The 15,560-nt window shown below is 66.7% G+C and carries 19 protein-coding genes; 14 read left to right on the top strand and 5 right to left on the bottom strand.

Features of this window, described 5'->3' with window-relative positions:
* Positions 1-18: 18 nt before the first annotated feature.
* Entirely contained in the window at positions 19-1,560 is a 1,542-nt protein-coding gene (locus tag C7H84_RS23565) for a S41 family peptidase (protein WP_121861026.1), read from the bottom strand.
* A gap of 270 nt (positions 1,561-1,830) precedes the next feature.
* Positions 1,831-2,577, bottom strand: coding sequence for a 2,3-diphosphoglycerate-dependent phosphoglycerate mutase (gene gpmA, locus C7H84_RS23560; protein WP_121861025.1), 747 nt, complete (start codon positions 2,575-2,577; stop codon positions 1,831-1,833).
* A 136-nt stretch (positions 2,578-2,713) separates the two neighbouring features.
* On the opposite strand from gpmA, the gene C7H84_RS23555 reads away from it, so the two are divergent.
* From C7H84_RS23555 to C7H84_RS23535, 5 genes are all read left to right on the top strand, one after another.
* Complete coding sequence (locus C7H84_RS23555; protein WP_121861024.1) at positions 2,714-3,136, top strand: rhodanese-like domain-containing protein; 423 nt, start codon at positions 2,714-2,716, stop codon at positions 3,134-3,136.
* Positions 3,133-3,393 (top strand): glutaredoxin 3, encoded by a 261-nt coding sequence (gene grxC / locus C7H84_RS23550; RefSeq protein ID WP_121861023.1) that lies wholly within the window; start codon positions 3,133-3,135, stop codon positions 3,391-3,393. Before C7H84_RS23555 ends, grxC begins: the two co-directional genes overlap by 4 nt.
* 106 nt (positions 3,394-3,499) lie before the next feature.
* The gene (gene secB / locus C7H84_RS23545; protein WP_006752068.1) at positions 3,500-3,991 is read left to right on the top strand and encodes a protein-export chaperone SecB; all 492 of its coding nucleotides are present in this window, start codon (positions 3,500-3,502) and stop codon (positions 3,989-3,991) included.
* A gap of 26 nt (positions 3,992-4,017) precedes the next feature.
* Positions 4,018-5,016: an NAD(P)H-dependent glycerol-3-phosphate dehydrogenase gene (locus C7H84_RS23540; RefSeq protein ID WP_121861022.1), complete on the top strand. Its 999-nt coding sequence runs from the start codon at positions 4,018-4,020 to the stop codon at positions 5,014-5,016.
* A gap of 185 nt (positions 5,017-5,201) precedes the next feature.
* On the top strand, positions 5,202-5,726 hold the full coding sequence (locus C7H84_RS23535; protein WP_121861021.1) for an O-acetyl-ADP-ribose deacetylase: 525 nt from the start codon (positions 5,202-5,204) through the stop codon (positions 5,724-5,726).
* Between the two features lie 49 nt (positions 5,727-5,775).
* Here C7H84_RS23535 and trmL read toward each other — a convergent pair whose 3' ends face one another.
* Both trmL and C7H84_RS23525 read right to left on the bottom strand, forming a co-directional pair.
* A complete protein-coding gene (gene trmL, locus C7H84_RS23530; RefSeq protein WP_121861020.1) occupies positions 5,776-6,246 on the bottom strand; it encodes a tRNA (uridine(34)/cytosine(34)/5-carboxymethylaminomethyluridine(34)-2'-O)-methyltransferase TrmL in 471 nt (156 codons plus the stop codon).
* A gap of 114 nt (positions 6,247-6,360) precedes the next feature.
* Positions 6,361-7,173: a ComF family protein gene (locus C7H84_RS23525; protein WP_121861331.1), complete on the bottom strand. Its 813-nt coding sequence runs from the start codon at positions 7,171-7,173 to the stop codon at positions 6,361-6,363.
* A gap of 83 nt (positions 7,174-7,256) precedes the next feature.
* On the opposite strand from C7H84_RS23525, the gene C7H84_RS23520 reads away from it, so the two are divergent.
* The 8 genes from C7H84_RS23520 (at position 7,257) to C7H84_RS23490 (ending at position 14,337) form a co-directional block, all read left to right on the top strand.
* Positions 7,257-8,222 carry a methyltransferase domain-containing protein gene (locus C7H84_RS23520; protein ID WP_121861019.1) on the top strand — a complete coding sequence of 322 codons (966 nt, stop codon included), beginning with the start codon at positions 7,257-7,259 and terminating at the stop codon, positions 8,220-8,222.
* 195 nt (positions 8,223-8,417) lie between these two features.
* On the top strand, positions 8,418-8,942 hold the full coding sequence (locus C7H84_RS23515; protein ID WP_121861018.1) for a DUF2244 domain-containing protein: 525 nt from the start codon (positions 8,418-8,420) through the stop codon (positions 8,940-8,942).
* Between the two features lie 56 nt (positions 8,943-8,998).
* Positions 8,999-10,600 (top strand): cytochrome c oxidase subunit II, encoded by a 1,602-nt coding sequence (gene coxB, locus C7H84_RS23510; RefSeq protein ID WP_121861017.1) that lies wholly within the window; start codon positions 8,999-9,001, stop codon positions 10,598-10,600.
* Positions 10,601-10,643: 43 nt separating this feature from the next.
* On the top strand, positions 10,644-12,260 hold the full coding sequence (ctaD, locus tag C7H84_RS23505; RefSeq protein WP_121861016.1) for a cytochrome c oxidase subunit I: 1,617 nt from the start codon (positions 10,644-10,646) through the stop codon (positions 12,258-12,260).
* Positions 12,261-12,340: 80 nt separating this feature from the next.
* A complete protein-coding gene (locus tag C7H84_RS36520; protein ID WP_006760728.1) occupies positions 12,341-12,481 on the top strand; it encodes a cytochrome oxidase small assembly protein in 141 nt (46 codons plus the stop codon).
* Between the two features lie 35 nt (positions 12,482-12,516).
* On the top strand, positions 12,517-13,125 hold the full coding sequence (locus tag C7H84_RS23500) for a cytochrome c oxidase assembly protein (RefSeq protein ID WP_121861015.1): 609 nt from the start codon (positions 12,517-12,519) through the stop codon (positions 13,123-13,125).
* 15 nt (positions 13,126-13,140) lie between these two features.
* Positions 13,141-13,341 carry a DUF2970 domain-containing protein gene (locus tag C7H84_RS23495; protein WP_006752057.1) on the top strand — a complete coding sequence of 67 codons (201 nt, stop codon included), beginning with the start codon at positions 13,141-13,143 and terminating at the stop codon, positions 13,339-13,341.
* Positions 13,342-13,479: 138 nt separating this feature from the next.
* Entirely contained in the window at positions 13,480-14,337 is an 858-nt protein-coding gene (locus C7H84_RS23490) for a cytochrome c oxidase subunit 3 (protein ID WP_121861014.1), read from the top strand.
* 168 nt (positions 14,338-14,505) lie between these two features.
* Here the strand turns inward: C7H84_RS23490 and C7H84_RS23485 are convergent, their stop codons facing one another.
* Positions 14,506-14,715 carry a twin transmembrane helix small protein gene (locus C7H84_RS23485; protein WP_121861013.1) on the bottom strand — a complete coding sequence of 70 codons (210 nt, stop codon included), beginning with the start codon at positions 14,713-14,715 and terminating at the stop codon, positions 14,506-14,508.
* Positions 14,716-14,799: 84 nt separating this feature from the next.
* On the opposite strand from C7H84_RS23485, the gene C7H84_RS23480 reads away from it, so the two are divergent.
* A complete protein-coding gene (locus C7H84_RS23480) occupies positions 14,800-15,510 on the top strand; it encodes an SURF1 family protein (protein WP_240462085.1) in 711 nt (236 codons plus the stop codon).
* The last annotated feature ends 50 nt before the right edge of the window (positions 15,511-15,560 follow it).

The raw sequence follows: 15,560 nt of genomic DNA, 5'->3' as shown, positions 1-15,560 counted from the left end.
TCGGATGCCGGCCGGCGCTTACTGCGGTGCGGACGCCGGCTTCGGTGCGGCGGGCTTCGCGCCCGACGCCTTCGCGGCGGTCGCGGCCTTGGCTGCCGGGCTCTTCGCCGTGCTCTCGGCGACCGGCGACTTCGATTCCTGCACCGGCTTGCCTTCGAGCTTGTTGAGCGCCTGCTGCATCATGAAGTCGTCGGCGCTGCCGAACTCGATCGGCTTGCGATCGCGGTCCTTCTGGCGTTGCTCCGGCGTCTTCTTGTCGTTCTGCTCTTCGAGCACGCGCAGCTGATCCAGCCGGCGCTGCTCGCGCTCTTCCTGTTCCTTCTTCTCGTTCGGATCCTGCGTGTTCGCGAGGTGGTTCGTGTAGTCGACCTCACGCGTCACGAGCACGTCGTCCGGATCGCCGTCCGAATACTGATCGACCGGCACGTCGGGCGTGATGCCCTTGTTCTGGATCGAACGGCCGCTCGGCGTGTAGTAGTAGGCGGTCGTCAGGCGCAGCGCGGTGTCGGCCGTCATCGGACGCACCGTCTGCACCGAACCCTTGCCGAACGTCGTCTTGCCCATGATCAGCGCGCGCTTCGAATCCTGCAGCGCGCCGGCGACGATTTCCGACGCGGACGCCGAGTACGCGTTCGTCAGCACGATCATCGGCACGGTCTTGAAGACCGGCGGCAGGCTCTTCAGCGGATCGCCATCGAAGGACGGCAGGCGGTAGTTGTCGTAGGTGTCGCGGTAGACCTGCTTCGAATCGGGGATCTGGCCGTTGGTCGACACGACGACGGAGTCGGGCGGCAGGAACGCGCCGGCGACGCCGACCGCGCTCTGCAGCAGGCCGCCGCCGTTGTTGCGCAGGTCGACGATCAGGCCCTTCAGGCCCGGCTGCTGGCGTGCGATGTCCTGCAGCCTCGCGGCGAGATCGGGCGTCGTGCGCTCCTGGAAGCTCGTGATCCGGATGTATGCGTAGCCCGGGTCGAGGATCTTCATCTTCACGCTCTGGACCTTGATGATCGCGCGCGTGACGGTGATCGGGAACGTGCGGTCGTCGCTCTTGCGGAAGATCGTCAGCGTGACCTTGGTGCCCGGCTCGCCGCGCATCTGCTTGACGGCCTTGTCGAGCGTCATGCCGCGCACCGGCTTGTCGTTGATGCGCGTGATCAGGTCGCCCGGACGGATGCCGGCGCGGAACGCGGGGGTATCTTCGATCGGCGAGATCACCTTGACCAGGCCGTCTTCCTGCGAGATCTCGATGCCGAGGCCCGCGAAGCGGCCCTTGGTCTGCTCCTGCAGCTCGTCGTAGTCGGTCTTGTCGAGGAACGACGAGTGCGGGTCGAGGCTCGACACCATGCCCTTGATCGCCGCCGTCAGCAGCTTCTTGTCGTCGACCGGCTCGACGTACTCGCGCTTGATCTGGCCGAACACTTCCGCGAACAGGCGGAGCTGGTCGAGGGGAAGCGGCGCCGTGGCCGTCTGCTCGGCCGACGCCGAAATTTGCAGCGTGGCGAATACGCCCGTGGCGAGGCCCGCGGCAATCAGGCCGATGTTCTTCAATTTCATTCGCATAGAGAGTCTGGTGCGGTCGGGAAGCGCGTGGCGGTAGCGGGGATGTAGCGGACAAGTATAACTGTTCGTCCGATTACCCAGTGGAACGGTGCTAAATGGTCCTTCGGGCCTTGGCCCTCGGGCCCCGAGGCCACGTGCCGCGTGGGGCCGCCGGACGCGCGGCGGATTCGAAAGCGGGTTCGACAGCGCCGGGGCCGCGAAGGTTCGCGCCGCGCGCGGGGGCCGGCCGGGCTGCCCGCGTGCGACGCGGCCGGCCCGGCGGGACGGGCGTCAGCCCGCCTTGCCCTGCTTCGCGACGGCGGCCTGCGCCTTCGCGATCGCGTCCTGGTCGCCCAGGTAGTAGTGCGTGATCGGCTTCAGATTCTCGTCGAGTTCATACACGAGCGGCACGCCGTTCGGGATGTTCAGGCCGACGATGTCGCTGTCCGAGATGCCGTCGAGGTACTTGATCAGCGCGCGCAGCGAGTTGCCGTGCGCGGCGATCAGCACCTGCTTGCCCGCGCGGACGGCCGGCGCGATCGATTCGTTCCACAGCGGCAGCACGCGCGCGACCGTGTCCTTCAGGCACTCGGTGAGCGGCAGCTGCTCACGCGGCACCTTCGCGTAACGCGGATCGTTGAACGGCGCGCGTTCGTCGGTCGGCTCGAGCGCCGGCGGCGGCGTGTCGTAGCTGCGGCGCCACACGAGCACCTGGTCGTCGCCGAACTTGGCGGCCGTTTCCGCCTTGTTCAGGCCCGACAGCGCGCCGTAGTGGCGCTCGTTCAGGCGCCACGAATGGACGACCGGCAGGTACATCAGGTCCATCTTGTCCTGCACGTGCCACAGCGTGCGGATCGCGCGCTTGAGTACCGACGTGTACGCGATGTCGAACGTGTAGCCGGCCTCCTTGAGCAGTTCGCCGGCCTGGTAGGCTTCGTTGCGACCCTGTTCGGTCAGGTCGACGTCGACCCAGCCGGTGAAGCGGTTTTCCTTGTTCCACGTCGATTCGCCGTGGCGGATGAGAACGAGTTTGTACATGGATCTTGCGGTCGGTAGTGATAGGGAAGCGGGGCGCGTCGCGCGGCACCCGGACCGGGCCCGCCATCGCGCAAGACGGTTATTTTATAATGGCGGGATTGTCCTCATCCGATTTCTCTTTTTCCGGCGGAATTCCGTGACGTTCTTTACCAATTACACCAACCTGGCCCTTATCGCGATCCTGGTGGTTTCCGGCGGCCTGCTCGCATGGCCCGCGCTGCGCCGCGGCCGCGGCGGCCTGTCGGCCGCGGAGGCGACGCAGCTCATCAATCGCCGCAACGCAATCGTGATCGACGTGCGTGCGGCTGCCGACTTCGCCGCCGGCCACCTGCCGTCGGCACGCCAGGTCGCCGCCGGCGAGATCGGCGCGAAAATTGCGCAAGTCGCGAAGAACAAGAGCACCCCGGTGCTGCTCGTGTGCCAGAACGGCCAGCAGTCGCAGAAGGCGGCGCGCGAGGTCGAGGCGGCGGGCTACGCCGAAGTGCACGTGCTCGAGGGCGGCGTTGCCGCCTGGCAGCAGGCCGGGATGCCGGTCGTCAAACAAGGAGTGGCGAAGTGAACAAGGTTTTGATGTACAGCACGCAGGTGTGTCCGTATTGCATCCAGGCCGAGCGCCTGCTGAAGCTGCGCGGCGTCGAGCAGATCGAAAAGGTGCTGATCGACCGCGAGCCGGCCCGCCGTGACGAAATGATGTCGCGCACGGGCCGTCGTACGGTGCCGCAGATCTATATCGGCGACACGCACGTCGGCGGTTACGACGATCTGTCGAAGCTCGACCGCGAAGGCGGGCTCTTGCCGCTTCTGCAAGCGGCCTGATTAGGGCAGAATGGCCGCCGGCCGCGCCGCGGCTTGGGCGCACAGGATCCAACCGAGGCGGTCGGCGTGAAGCCGGCCGCCCCGTCACCATTTTTAGGGAAACACCATGTCCGACGTCGAAAACCAACCGTTCTTCAACATCCAGCGCGTCTACCTGAAGGATATGTCGCTCGAGCAGCCGAATTCGCCGGCGATCTTCCTCGAGCAGGACATGCCGTCGGTTGAAGTCGAAGTCGACGTCAAGGCCGAACGCCTCGCGGAAAGCGTGTTCGAAGTCGTCGTGTCCGGCACGGTCACCGCGAAGGTGAAGGACAAGGTCGCGTTCCTGATCGAAGCGAAGCAGGCCGGCATTTTCGACATTCGCAACATTCCGGACGAACAGCTCGACCCGCTCGTCGGCATCGCGTGCCCGACGATCCTGTTCCCGTACCTGCGCTCGAACATCGCCGACGCGATCACCCGTGCAGGCTTCCCGCCGATCCACCTGGCGGAAATCAACTTCCAGGCGCTGTACGAGCAACGCCTCGCGCAGCTTCAGCAGCAGGCCGGTGCAGCAGGCGCACCGAACGGCGCGCCGAACGGCACGACGCTGAACTGACGTTTCACTCCGGACCGGTGCTGGGTATGAAAGTAGCCGTTCTCGGCGCCGGTGCCTGGGGCACCGCGCTCGCGGGCCATCTGGCCGCGCGGCACGACACGCTTCTCTGGGCGCGCGACGCCGCGCTGATCGCCGGGCTGCAGGCCCGGCACGAAAATTCCCGTTATCTCGACGGCATCGCGCTGCCCGATGCGCTGCGCTACGACGCCGATCTCGGCGCCGCGCTCGCGCACGGGGCCGCGGACGACGCGCTGTGCGTGATCGCCGCGCCGGTGGCCGGCCTGCGCACGCTGTTCGGTGCGATGCGCAACGCGGGCTGCGTGCCCGCGCACGTCGTGTGGGTCTGCAAGGGCTTCGAGGCCGACACGCATCTGCTGCCTCACCAGGTGATCGCGGCCGAACTGCCCGGGCAGCACAGCAACGGCGTGCTGTCGGGGCCGAGCTTTGCCCGCGAGGTCGGGCTCGCGCTGCCCGTCGCGCTGACGGTCGCGAGCGCGTCCGCCGAATGCCGCGAGCGCACGCTCGCCGCGTTTCATCACGGCGCGATGCGGATCTATACGGGCGATGACGTCGTCGGCGTCGAGGTCGGCGGCGCGGTGAAGAACGTGCTGGCGATCGCGACCGGCATCGCCGACGGGCTCGGGCTCGGGCTGAACGCCCGCGCCGCGCTGGTCACGCGCGGCCTCGCCGAAATGTCGCGCCTCGGCGTCGCGCTCGGCGGCCGTGCCGAAACCTTCACCGGGCTCACGGGCCTCGGCGACCTGATCCTTACCGCGACGGGCGACCTGTCGCGCAATCGCACGGTCGGCCTGCAACTGGCGGCCGGCCGCTCGCTGAACGACATCCTCGGCGCACTCGGCCACGTGGCCGAAGGCGTGCGCTGCGCGCAGGCGGTGCTCGCGCTCGCGCGCGCTCAGTCGATCGAAATGCCGATCACCGAAGCCGTGTGCGGCGTGCTGTTCGACGGCGTCGCACCGCGCGATGCGGTCAGCGGCCTGCTGCGGCGCGACGCGCGCGCGGAATAGGCGCGACCCATCTCGGTCCGCGGATCAGTGGCGCAGCCGTCAGGGCCGGGGCTCCGGCTGCGGGCGACGTCCCGCTACGGTTGATGAGCATCACGCCGCTTTCTGCGGCTGCGCGCGCTCGCGCAAAGCGGACGGCGCGAAAGCGCACTACGCTTGAACCGTCTCCGGCGTTTCGGGAGGGTGTCATGCTGCAGATTGGTTCCACCACATTCGACGCGCAACTCGTCGACATCACGACGCTCGAGGTCGACGCGATCGTCAACGCCGCGAACGGTTCGCTGCTAGGCGGCGGCGGGGTCGACGGCGCGATCCATCGCGCGGCCGGCCCGGGCCTGCTCGCGGAATGCCGTACGCTCGGCGGCTGCGACACCGGTGACGCGAAGCTCACGCGCGGCCACGGGTTGCCGGCGCGCTACGTGATTCATGCGGTCGGCCCGGTGTGGTACGGCGGTGGGCGCGGCGAGCCCGAGCTGCTTGCCGCGTGCTACCGGCGCGCGATCGAGCTGGCCGAGGACGTGGCGGCGACGTCGATCGCGTTCCCGGCAATCAGTTGCGGCATCTATCGCTATCCGGCCGACGAGGCCGTCGACATCGCGGTCGGCACGGTCGTCGAAATGCTGCCGCAAGCGCCGAATCTCGCACGCGTGGTGTTCGCGTGCTTTTCATCCGACATATACGACCTGTATCGCGCGCGGCTCGCGCGCATCTAGTATCTAGTGCGTCCGGCTGCGCGGCGCGGCCTGGCAGTCCGGGCCGTTGTCACGCGCCGCCTTCGAAGCCGGCCTGGCGCCATGCCTCGAACACGACCACCGCGACCGTATTCGACAGGTTCAGGCTGCGGTTGCCGGGCCGCATCGGCAGGCGCACGCGCTGTTCGTTCGGGAAGCGCTCGAGCAGGTCGGCCGGCAGGCCGCGCGTTTCCGAGCCGAACACGAACCAGTCGCCGGGCACGAATGCGTGATTGTGGAAGCGGCCCGAGCCGCGGGTCGTGAACGCGAACATCCGCGCGGGGTCGGGCGTTTCGGCCGCGACGAACGCGTCCCAGTCGCGGTGCACGCGCATTTGCGCGTACTCGTGATAGTCGAGGCCCGCGCGGCGCATCTTCGCGTCGTCGAGCGGAAAGCCGAGCGGCTCGATCAGGTGCAGGCGCGCGCCGGTGTTGGCGCACAGGCGGATCACGTTGCCGGTGTTCGGCGGAATTTCGGGGGCGACGAGGACGACGTTGAACATGGTTGGATCTGGCTGGGCCGGCCGGGACGAAGCAACGTGCATTTCTTCCCGGCCGACCGGTTCGTGACGGCCGGCGGCGCGTGCGGGCGGCCGGCCTCTCTACTCTCTATCTAATTAATCCCGGGCGGTGCGCAGTGCAACCAGATTCGTCACGCGTGCGGCACCCGCCGTCTTCAATGCGTGCGCGGCGGCCGCGAGCGTCGCGCCGGACGTCATCACGTCGTCGACCAGCGCGACGTGGCGGCCGGCGACATCGCCGGCCACCGCGAACGCGGCCATCACGTTGTCGCGTCGCGCGCGCCGGTCGAGCCGCGACTGCGGTGCGGTTTCGGCCACGCGGGCGAGCAACGCGGCATCGGCGTGCACGCCGAGCCGGCGCGCGAGCGGTCGCGCAATCGCCCACGCCTGGTTGTAGCCGCGCGCGACGAGCCGTCCGTGCGACAGCGGCACCGGTGCGATCACGTCGAAGCCGCCGGCTTCGTGCATCGCGTCGGTGTCGTCGATCCGCTGCGCGAGGCGGGCCGCGAATTCTGCGCCCAGCGCGAGCCGCGCGTGAAACTTCAGGCTGCGCGCGAGCGCGTCGAGCGGCGCGCGGTAGTCGGCGAGCGCGAGCGTCGCATCGAACGGCGGCGGCGTCGCGCGGCACGCGTCGCACCGGTACGCGGACGCGGAGCCCGACTTGCCGTGCCGCGCGCGAGCGCCGTGCAGCCGCGGCCGCCCGACACCCAGCGGCACCGCGCAGACGTCACAGCGCAGCCGCGCTTCATTCCAGTGTGCGGCGTCGCACGCGCTGCAAATCACCGTGCGTGACAAATTGCCGCACAGCGCGCACCGGTTCGGCCACGCGAGCGCGACGACGCGCGCGGCCAGCACGCGAACCTGCGACAAAACGACGCGCACTGGGCGCGGGGTGGAACTGCGATTCATCGCGAACACTCCTGGCGGCCCCGCCTCGATGAAGGCTGCGAGGCGAGCGAGTATACTTCGGGCTCTTCGCCAGTGTGCCCGACATGTCCCCAGCTTCGACTTCAACCGGCCGTCCGGCCAATGACGCCCGGCGTTTGCGGCGCATCTTCGATCGCCGTGCCGCCGCGTTCGACGCGGTCGCGTTCCTGCCGCGCGAGATCGCGCAGCGGATGAACGAGCGCCTCGAATACATCAAGGTGAGCCCCGCGGCCGTGCTCGATGCGGGCTGCGGCCCGGGCGACGACCTGCCGGCGCTGCGCGCGCGCTTTCCCGAAGCCCCGGTGTTCGGCGTCGACCTGTCCGGCGCGATGCTCGCGCGGGCGGGCCAGCGCGAGGTCGAGCAGACGAGCTGGCGCCGCTGGCTGCCCGCGTCGCTCGGCCGGGCGCTGGGCCAGCGCGGCCCGCGCGTCGCGCAGGCCGACTTCTCGATGCTGCCGTTCGCGGCCGGCGCGTTCGACCTGATCTGGTCGAATCTCGCGCTGCACTGGCATTCGCGTCCCGATACGGTGTTCCCCGAATGGCAGCGCGTGCTGCGCGTGAACGGCCTGCTGATGTTCAGCACGCTCGGCCCCGACACGCTGCGCGAACTGCGCGCGGCCTGCGCGGACGCCGAAGCGGCGCTCGGCATCGCGCCGGGCGCCGCGCGCGTGATCGATTTCGTCGACATGCACGACCTCGGCGACATGCTCGTCGAGAGCGGCTTCGAGATTCCGGTGATGGACCAGGAAGTGCTGACCGTCACGTACAAGACCGCCGATTCCCTGCTGGCCGACGTGCGCCGCTGGGGCGCCTATCCGTTCGATCGCGCGGTGCCGCAGCACGCGACGCGGCGCTTTCGCGCGGCGCTCGGCGACGCGCTGGAAGCCCGCCGGCGCGCGGACGGCACGATTGCCCTGACATTCGAAGTGATCTACGGCCACGCGTGGAAGGCCGTGCCGCGTACGACCGCGGAGGGCCACGGGATCGTGCGCATCGAAGATATCGGCAAGGGGCGGCCGAAGAATCGGTAAAGCGGTAAAGAGGGGTTTTGTTATGTCCGAAATTAGCGGCGCAAAGCGGGGTCGAATTGGCGGCAAAAACGGCCGGAAAGCTTGTGGCGCTTGGCTCGCGGGCCGATAGCCGCTTGCTTGTGGATGCCATTGAACCCGCCTATAATGCGTCAGCTTGTCGTCCCGGGGTCCCCGCAACAAGGGGCGGCGAGTCCGATGCAGGCATGCATCGCATGCCATTCGCGTGAGGCGGCGATGGGAGCAGCAAGGGGTTTGGCGGAGACGACGAACAGCGAACCGGTCCTCGCAGAGTGGCTGATGAAACGCAACTGTTCGGTGTCGCCGCGCCAGTTCGTGCTGTTTTACGCGTCGCTCGCGGGCTTCTCGCTGGTGATCGCGGCGTTGCTGATGTGGCGGGGAGCGTGGCTCGTCATGCCCTTCACCGGAATCGAATTGCTGGCGGTAGGGGTCGCGTTTGCGATCTATGCACGCCATGCGGTCGATTACGAGCGCATCAGGCTGTTTCCGCACCGGCTCGTGATCGAGCGGATGGATGCGGAGCGGTTCACGCAGATCGAATTCAACCCGCGCTGGGTGCGGGTCGAGCCGGGTGCGACGCCACGCGATCCGATTCGACTGGTATCGCGCGGGCAGACCGTCGTAATCGGGCAGCATCTCGCGCAGTACAAGCGTGCGCAGTTCGCCGACGAACTGCGCGTGTCGCTCAGGCGCTGCGGCTGACGAGGCGCGGGCACCGGCCGGAACAGGCCGGCGTCTTGCGACGGGGGAGGGTTTGAATGGAAATTTTGGGTAAGGATGCTATGAAAACAATCAAGCGAGCCCTCACGGGCGTGCTGGCATGCAGCGGATTGCTCTTTGCCGGCGCTGCTCTGGCGGTCGGTGATAGCCCGGGCGGCCCCCGCGTCAACGAGATCAACTTTCAGCCGCCGGTCACGAAAATCGCCGAGGAGCTCTACGATCTCCACACGATGATGCTGATCCTGTGTACGGTGATCTTCGTCGGCGTGTTCGGCGTGATGTTCTATTCGATCTTCGCGCACCGCAAATCCAAAGGCCACAAGGCCGCCAATTTCCATGAAAGCACGACCGTCGAAATCATCTGGACGATCGTGCCGTTCATCATCGTCGTGCTGATGGCGCTGCCGGCCACGAAGGCCGTCGTCGCGATGAAGGACACGACCAACGCCGATCTCACGATCAAGGTCACCGGCTACCAGTGGAAGTGGGGCTACGACTACGTGAAGGGTCCGGGCGAGGGCATCGGCTTCCTGTCGACGCTCAGCACGCCGCGTGACGAGGTGATGGGCAAGAAGGCGATTACCGAGACTTACCTGCAGGAAGTCGACAATCCGCTCGTCGTGCCGGTCAACAAGAAGATCCGCATCATCACGACCGCGAACGACGTCGTTCACTCGTGGTACGTGCCCGCGTTCGGCGTGAAGCAGGATGCGATCCCCGGCTTCGTGCGCGATACGTGGTTCAAGGCCGACAAGGTCGGCACGTTCCGCGGCTTCTGTACCGAACTGTGCGGCAAGGAACACGCGTTCATGCCGGTCGTGGTCGAAGTGCTGTCGGAAGACGACTACGCGAAGTGGGTGACCGCGCAGAAGGCCAAGCTGGCGGGCGCAGCGGTCGATCCGAACAAGGTGTACACGATGGCCGAACTCGTCGCGCACGGCGAGGAAGTCTACAAGGCGAACTGCGCGGCCTGCCACCAGGTGAGCGGCAAGGGCCTCGGCGCCTTCCCGGCGATGGACGGCAGCCCGATCGTGAACGGCCCGATCGCCGGTCACGTCGAGCGCGTGCTGCACGGCAAGGGTGCAATGCCGTCGTGGGCGTCGCTGTCGGACCTCGACATCGCATCGGTCATCACGTACGAGCGCAACTCGTGGGGCAACCACAAGAACGATCTGCTGCAGCCGAAGCAAGTGGCTGACGCGCGCAACGGCAAGATGCCGGAAGACACGGCAGGCGCAGCGGCGCCGGCCGAAGCGGCCTCGGCACCGGCGCAAGCCGCGTCGGGCGCGGCCGAGCAGCCGGCGGCAGCGTCGGCATCGGCTGCGGCGGCCGTGTCGACGATCTACTTCGAAACGGGCAAGAGCGTGCTGCCGGCCGACGCGAAGGCGGCGATCGCGGCAGCGGCCGACTATGCGAAGGCACATCCGGACGCGAAGCTCGCGCTGTCGGGTTTCACCGACAAGACGGGCTCGGCCGACGCCAACGCCGAACTCGCCAAGCATCGCGCACAAGCCGTGCGCGACGCGCTGAAGGCAGCAGGCGTGGCGGAAGACCACATTATTCTCAAAAAGCCGGAAACGATCACGGGTGGGGCTGACGCCAAGGAAGCCCGGCGTGTCGAGATCGGGCCGGCGGCTTGACGTGTCGCTGAGTTAGTCGACGTATTCGCATTAGGAGATTCTCATGTCTAGCATCGGGCACGACGTAGCCGCGGACCACACGGGCCACGCGCACGACGACCACGCGCACGAAACACCGCACGGCTGGCGGCGCTGGCTGTTCGCCACCAACCACAAGGACATCGGTACGCTGTACCTGCTGTTCTCGTTCATCATGTTCCTGTCGGGCGGCGTGATGGCACTCGGCATCCGTCTCGAGCTGTTCGAGCCGGGCCTGCAGATCATGCGTCCGGAGTTCTTCAACGAACTCACGACGATGCACGGCCTGATCATGGTGTTCGGCGCGATCATGCCGGCGTTCGTCGGCTTCGCGAACTGGATGATTCCGCTGCAGATCGGCGCGTCCGACATGGCATTTGCGCGGATGAACAACTTCAGCTTCTGGCTGCTGCCGGTCGCGGCCGTGCTGCTGGTCGGTTCGTTCTTCGCGCCGGGCGGCGCGACGGCCGCCGGCTGGACGCTGTACGCACCGCTGTCGACGCAGATGGGCCCGGGCATGGACTTCGCGATCTTCGCGGTCCACATCATGGGCGCGTCGTCGATCATGGGCGGGATCAACATCGTCGTGACGATCCTGAACATGCGCGCACCGGGCATGACGCTGATGAAGATGCCGATGTTCGCGTGGACGTGGCTGATCACCGCGTACCTGCTGATCGCCGTGATGCCGGTTCTGGCAGGCGCGATCACGATGGTGCTGTTCGACCGCCACTTCGGCACGTCGTTCTTCAACGCGGCAGGCGGCGGTGACCCGGTGATGTACCAGCACATCTTCTGGTTCTTCGGCCACCCCGAGGTGTACATCATGATTCTGCCGGCGTTCGGGATCGTGTCGCAGGTGATCCCGGCGTTCGCACGCAAGACGCTGTTCGGCTATAGCTCGATGGTGTACGCGACGGCGTCGATCGCGATCCTGTCGTTCATGGTCTGGGCGCACCACATGTTCGCGACGGGCATGCCGGTCACCGGTCAGCTGTTCTTCATGTACGCGACGATGCTGATCGCCGTGCCGACGGGCGTGAAGGTGTTCAACTGGCTCGCGACGATGTGGCGCGGCTCGATGACGTTCGAAACCCCGATGCTGTTCGCGATCGGCTTCCTGTTCGTGTTCACGTTCGGCGGCCTGACGGGCCTGATGCTGGCGATGGCGCCGCTCGACATCCAGTACCACGGCACTTACTTCGTGGTCGCGCACTTCCACTACGTGCTGGTGGCCGGGTCACTGTTCGCGCTGTTCGCGGGCTGGTACTACTGGGCACCGAAGTGGACGGGCTGGATGTACAACGAGACGCGCGGCAAGATCCACTTCTGGGCGTCGATGATCTTCTTCAACCTGACGTTCTTCCCGATGCACTTCGTCGGTCTCGCGGGCATGCCGCGCCGCTATGCGGACTACCCGGCGCAGTTCACGGACTTCAACCAGGTTGCGACGATCGGCGCATTCGGCTTCGGCCTCGCACAGGTGTACTTCCTGTTCGCGGTCGCGCTGCCGGCCTACCGTGGCGGCGGCGATCTCGAAAAGGCGTCGGACAAGCCGTGGGATGGCGCGACGGGCCTCGAGTGGACGGTGCCGAGCCCGGCTCCGTTCCACACGTTCGAGCAACCGCCGCACGTCGAATAAGTTTCACCCCGCGTTCCGCCGCTGCCTGCCGCCCAGGCAGGCGCGGCGGGCGCCGAACTGAAGTTTCAGCGAAGTTTCAGATGAACCGGAATCCACAAGAAAGACGAACGCCCGAGCAGATCCGTGCGGGCAACAAGCGGCTCGGCCTCATCCTGCTCGTCATCGCCGCCGTTTTTTTTGTGGGTGTCGTGATCAAGCAGTGGTGGCTGTCCACTCACTGATGCAGTAACTGACGCAGTAGCGAGGAAGTTGTCGTATGTCGAAGCCGGAAGAGGGCGCCGCCGATCGCGCGTTCAATCGTTCGATGCTGGTGAAGCTCTTCGTCGTGGCCGGGCTGATGTTCGGCTTCGGCTTCGCGCTGATCCCGATGTATCGCGCGATTTGCCAGATCACTGGCATCAACAATCTCGTGCAGCGCGATGTCAGCGAGCGCGAGGCAAAGAACTCGCAGGTCGACTACAGCCGCACGGTGTCGGTCGAGTTCGATGCGAATGCGCGCGGGCCGCTCGGTTTCAAGCCGGAACACAACAGCCTCGACGTGCATCCGGGCGAACTGACGACGATCGTGTACGACGTGACCAACGGGCAGGGCCGGCCGGTGGTCGCGCAGGCGATCCCGAGCTACGCGCCGAAGCAGGCGACGGAGTTCTTCAAGAAGATCGAGTGTTTTTGCTTCACGCAGCAGACGCTGGCCGCGAACGAGTCGCGCAAGATGCCGGTGGTGTTCGTGATCGATCCGAAACTGCCGAAGGACGTGAAGACGATCACGCTGTCGTACACGTTCTTCGAGCTGAATACGCCGGCCGCGCCGGCGCCCGCACCGCGCAAGACGGCGGCGCAGGGCGCGGCGAAGCCGGACGCATGACGACGGAGGCGAGCGGTGACTGAGACCAAGCGGAGCGGGTCGTTCGGCCAGGCGGTGCGAGCGGTGTTGTGGTCGTTCTTCGGGGTGCGCAAGCGGCGCGACCTGGAGGCCGATGCGACGCAGCTCAATCCGCTGCACGTGCTGATCGTCGCGTTGATCGCGGCCGGCGTGTTCATCGGCGTGCTGATCCTGATCGTGCGTGCGGTCGTGGGCTGAAGCCCGCGGCCACGAAAGAATGCGGTGCGCGGCGCCCCGGCGCCGCGTGCGGGAAAGTGCGGCGGCGGTGGCGCCGCGCAAGAAATAAAGCCGGAGCGGTTTCCGGTACACAAATTGGACTGAAGTGGAGAATCAAGCATGAGCGGTCAAAACCAGACCCCGTACTATTTCGTGCCGCATCCGTCGCACCATCCGATCAGTGCGGCCACCGGCTTGCTGGTCATGCTCGGGTCGACGGCGCTGTGGATCAACGGTCACGACTGGGCGCCGTTTACGGCGCTGCTCGGCCTGCTGTGGTTGCTCTTCACGCTGTATCACTGGTTCGGCGACGCGATCGCCGAGTCGGAAGGCGGTCATTACGGCAAGAACGTCGACAAGTCGTACCGCTGGAGCATGAGCTGGTTCATCTTCTCCGAAGTGATGTTCTTCGGCGCCTTCTTCGGCGCGCTGTTCTATGCGCGTGAAATCGCGCTGCACCAGCTCGGCAGCCTCGACTACAAGCTGATCTGGCCGGACTTCTCCGCCGTGTGGCCGAACGAAGGCCCCGCCGCGCTCGCCGGTCACTTCAAGACGATGGGCCCGTGGCCGATCCCGACGCTGAACACGGCATTGCTGCTGTCGTCGGGCGTGACGCTGACGATCTCGCACCATGCGCTGCGCGACGATTATCGCAAGAAGGCGATCGCATGGCTGGCCGCGACGCTCGTGCTTGGTATCTGCTTCCTGTTCATGCAGGGCTTCGAGTACTACCACGCGTACAACGAACTGAACCTGACGCTGAACTCGGGCGTCTACGGCTCGACGTTCTTCCTGCTGACGGGCTTCCACGGCTTCCACGTGTTCCTCGGCGGCACGATGCTCGCGGTGGTGCTGGTGCGGATGATCCGCGGCCACTTCAAGCCGGATCACCACTTCGCATTCGAAGGCGCCGCCTGGTACTGGCACTTCGTCGACGTCGTCTGGCTCGGCCTGTACGTCGTCGTCTACTGGCTGTAAATGGAACAACGGCCCGCGCAGCGATGCGCGGGCCGTTTTCATTGGCGGGGACGGAGCAGCGGCTGGCTGCTCGCGCTCAACGCCACCCCGGCGCCGCCGCGACTCAGTCAGGCGGCGCTTTTGCTTGGTGGCGCCGTTGTGCGGCGAAATGTCACGGCGGTCAACGCATCAACGCCCGACAGGCAGGCCGGTCGAATGAATCCAGCCCATCCAGTTCGCGAACAGGATGAACAGGAACAGCGAGACGGACAGCCCGACGCGGGTGGCCAGCGACCAGACCATGCGTTTCGTATGGCCGCGGTCGTGCATCATGAAATAGAGCGCCGAGCCCATGCTGGCGATGATCAGGACGAAGGCGATGGGAACGAGGATGTGCATGACACGAACCGGACGACGGCAATTCGAAAGGAAGAGGATAATTATCGCACTTCGTTTTCGCGAATGCGCCTCGCGGGTGGCCCGATGAAGATCCGCTGGCTGCCTGCGCTGCTGATCCTCGCCGTCGTCGCGGTCACGATTCGCCTCGGGTTCTGGCAGCGCGACCGCGCGCACCAGAAGGAAGCGCTGCAGGCGAACATCGAGCGCTACGAGCAAGCGGCGCCCGTCGACGTCGGCGCGCAGCCGCTTGCGCTCGCGTCGATCGAGTTCCATCGCGTGCGGGCCCGCGGCCGCTTCGTGCCCGAGCAGGCGGTGTTTCTCGACAATCGGCCGTATAACGACCAGCCGGGTTTTTACGTCGTGATGCCGTTTAAACTCACGGGCGGCGGCGCCGTGCTGGTGAATCGCGGCTGGCTGCCGCGCAACATCGCCGATCGCACGGCGATCGAGCCGTTCGCGACGCCGGCCGGCGAAGTCGAGATCGTCGGCATCGCGCGCGCCGACGCGTCGCGTGCATTCGAGCTCGGCGAGGGCGGGTCGGCCGCGCATCAGAAGATCCGGCAGAACCTCGACGTCGCCGCGTATGCGAAGGAAACGGGGTTGCCGCTGCAGCCGTTCGTGATCCAGCAGACGAGCGACGACGGCGACAAGCTCGTGCGCGACTGGCCGGCGGCGACGACCGGCGTCGAGCGCAATTACGGTTACATGTTTCAGTGGTGGGGCATCGCGGCGGCCGCGCTCGGTTTCGGCCTGTACGCCGCGCGGCGTGCGGCGAAGAAGTCGGCCGGCGCGTGAGCGCGATGCCCGGACGCGGCGCCAGTGCCGCGGGTTCGTTTCGAGAGGTC

The organism is Burkholderia sp. Nafp2/4-1b (genome assembly GCF_003635165.1).
GTDB lineage: Bacteria > Pseudomonadota > Gammaproteobacteria > Burkholderiales > Burkholderiaceae > Burkholderia.
The sequence above is the reverse complement of the archived record's forward strand: the minus strand, read 5'-3'. Positions and strand labels throughout refer to the sequence as shown.

Bases quoted from the DNA above. Each gene is read 5' to 3' on its own strand.
- C7H84_RS23565 (WP_121861026.1), bottom strand. From the start codon at position 1,560: ATGCGAATGAAATTGAAGAACATCGGCCTGATTGCCGCGGGCCTCGCC.
- gpmA (WP_121861025.1), bottom strand. From the start codon at position 2,577: ATGTACAAACTCGTTCTCATCCGCCACGGCGAATCGACGTGGAACAAG.
- secB (WP_006752068.1), top strand. From the start codon at position 3,500: ATGTCCGACGTCGAAAACCAACCGTTCTTCAACATCCAGCGCGTCTAC.
- C7H84_RS23540 (WP_121861022.1), top strand. From the start codon at position 4,018: ATGAAAGTAGCCGTTCTCGGCGCCGGTGCCTGGGGCACCGCGCTCGCG.
- C7H84_RS23535 (WP_121861021.1), top strand. From the start codon at position 5,202: ATGCTGCAGATTGGTTCCACCACATTCGACGCGCAACTCGTCGACATC.
- trmL (WP_121861020.1), bottom strand. From the start codon at position 6,246: ATGTTCAACGTCGTCCTCGTCGCCCCCGAAATTCCGCCGAACACCGGC.
- C7H84_RS23525 (WP_121861331.1), bottom strand. From the start codon at position 7,173: ATGAATCGCAGTTCCACCCCGCGCCCAGTGCGCGTCGTTTTGTCGCAG.
- C7H84_RS23520 (WP_121861019.1), top strand. From the start codon at position 7,257: ATGTCCCCAGCTTCGACTTCAACCGGCCGTCCGGCCAATGACGCCCGG.
- C7H84_RS23515 (WP_121861018.1), top strand. From the start codon at position 8,418: ATGCAGGCATGCATCGCATGCCATTCGCGTGAGGCGGCGATGGGAGCA.
- coxB (WP_121861017.1), top strand. From the start codon at position 8,999: ATGGAAATTTTGGGTAAGGATGCTATGAAAACAATCAAGCGAGCCCTC.
- ctaD (WP_121861016.1), top strand. From the start codon at position 10,644: ATGTCTAGCATCGGGCACGACGTAGCCGCGGACCACACGGGCCACGCG.
- C7H84_RS36520 (WP_006760728.1), top strand. From the start codon at position 12,341: ATGAACCGGAATCCACAAGAAAGACGAACGCCCGAGCAGATCCGTGCG.
- C7H84_RS23500 (WP_121861015.1), top strand. From the start codon at position 12,517: ATGTCGAAGCCGGAAGAGGGCGCCGCCGATCGCGCGTTCAATCGTTCG.
- C7H84_RS23490 (WP_121861014.1), top strand. From the start codon at position 13,480: ATGAGCGGTCAAAACCAGACCCCGTACTATTTCGTGCCGCATCCGTCG.
- C7H84_RS23485 (WP_121861013.1), bottom strand. From the start codon at position 14,715: ATGCACATCCTCGTTCCCATCGCCTTCGTCCTGATCATCGCCAGCATG.
- C7H84_RS23480 (WP_240462085.1), top strand. From the start codon at position 14,800: ATGAAGATCCGCTGGCTGCCTGCGCTGCTGATCCTCGCCGTCGTCGCG.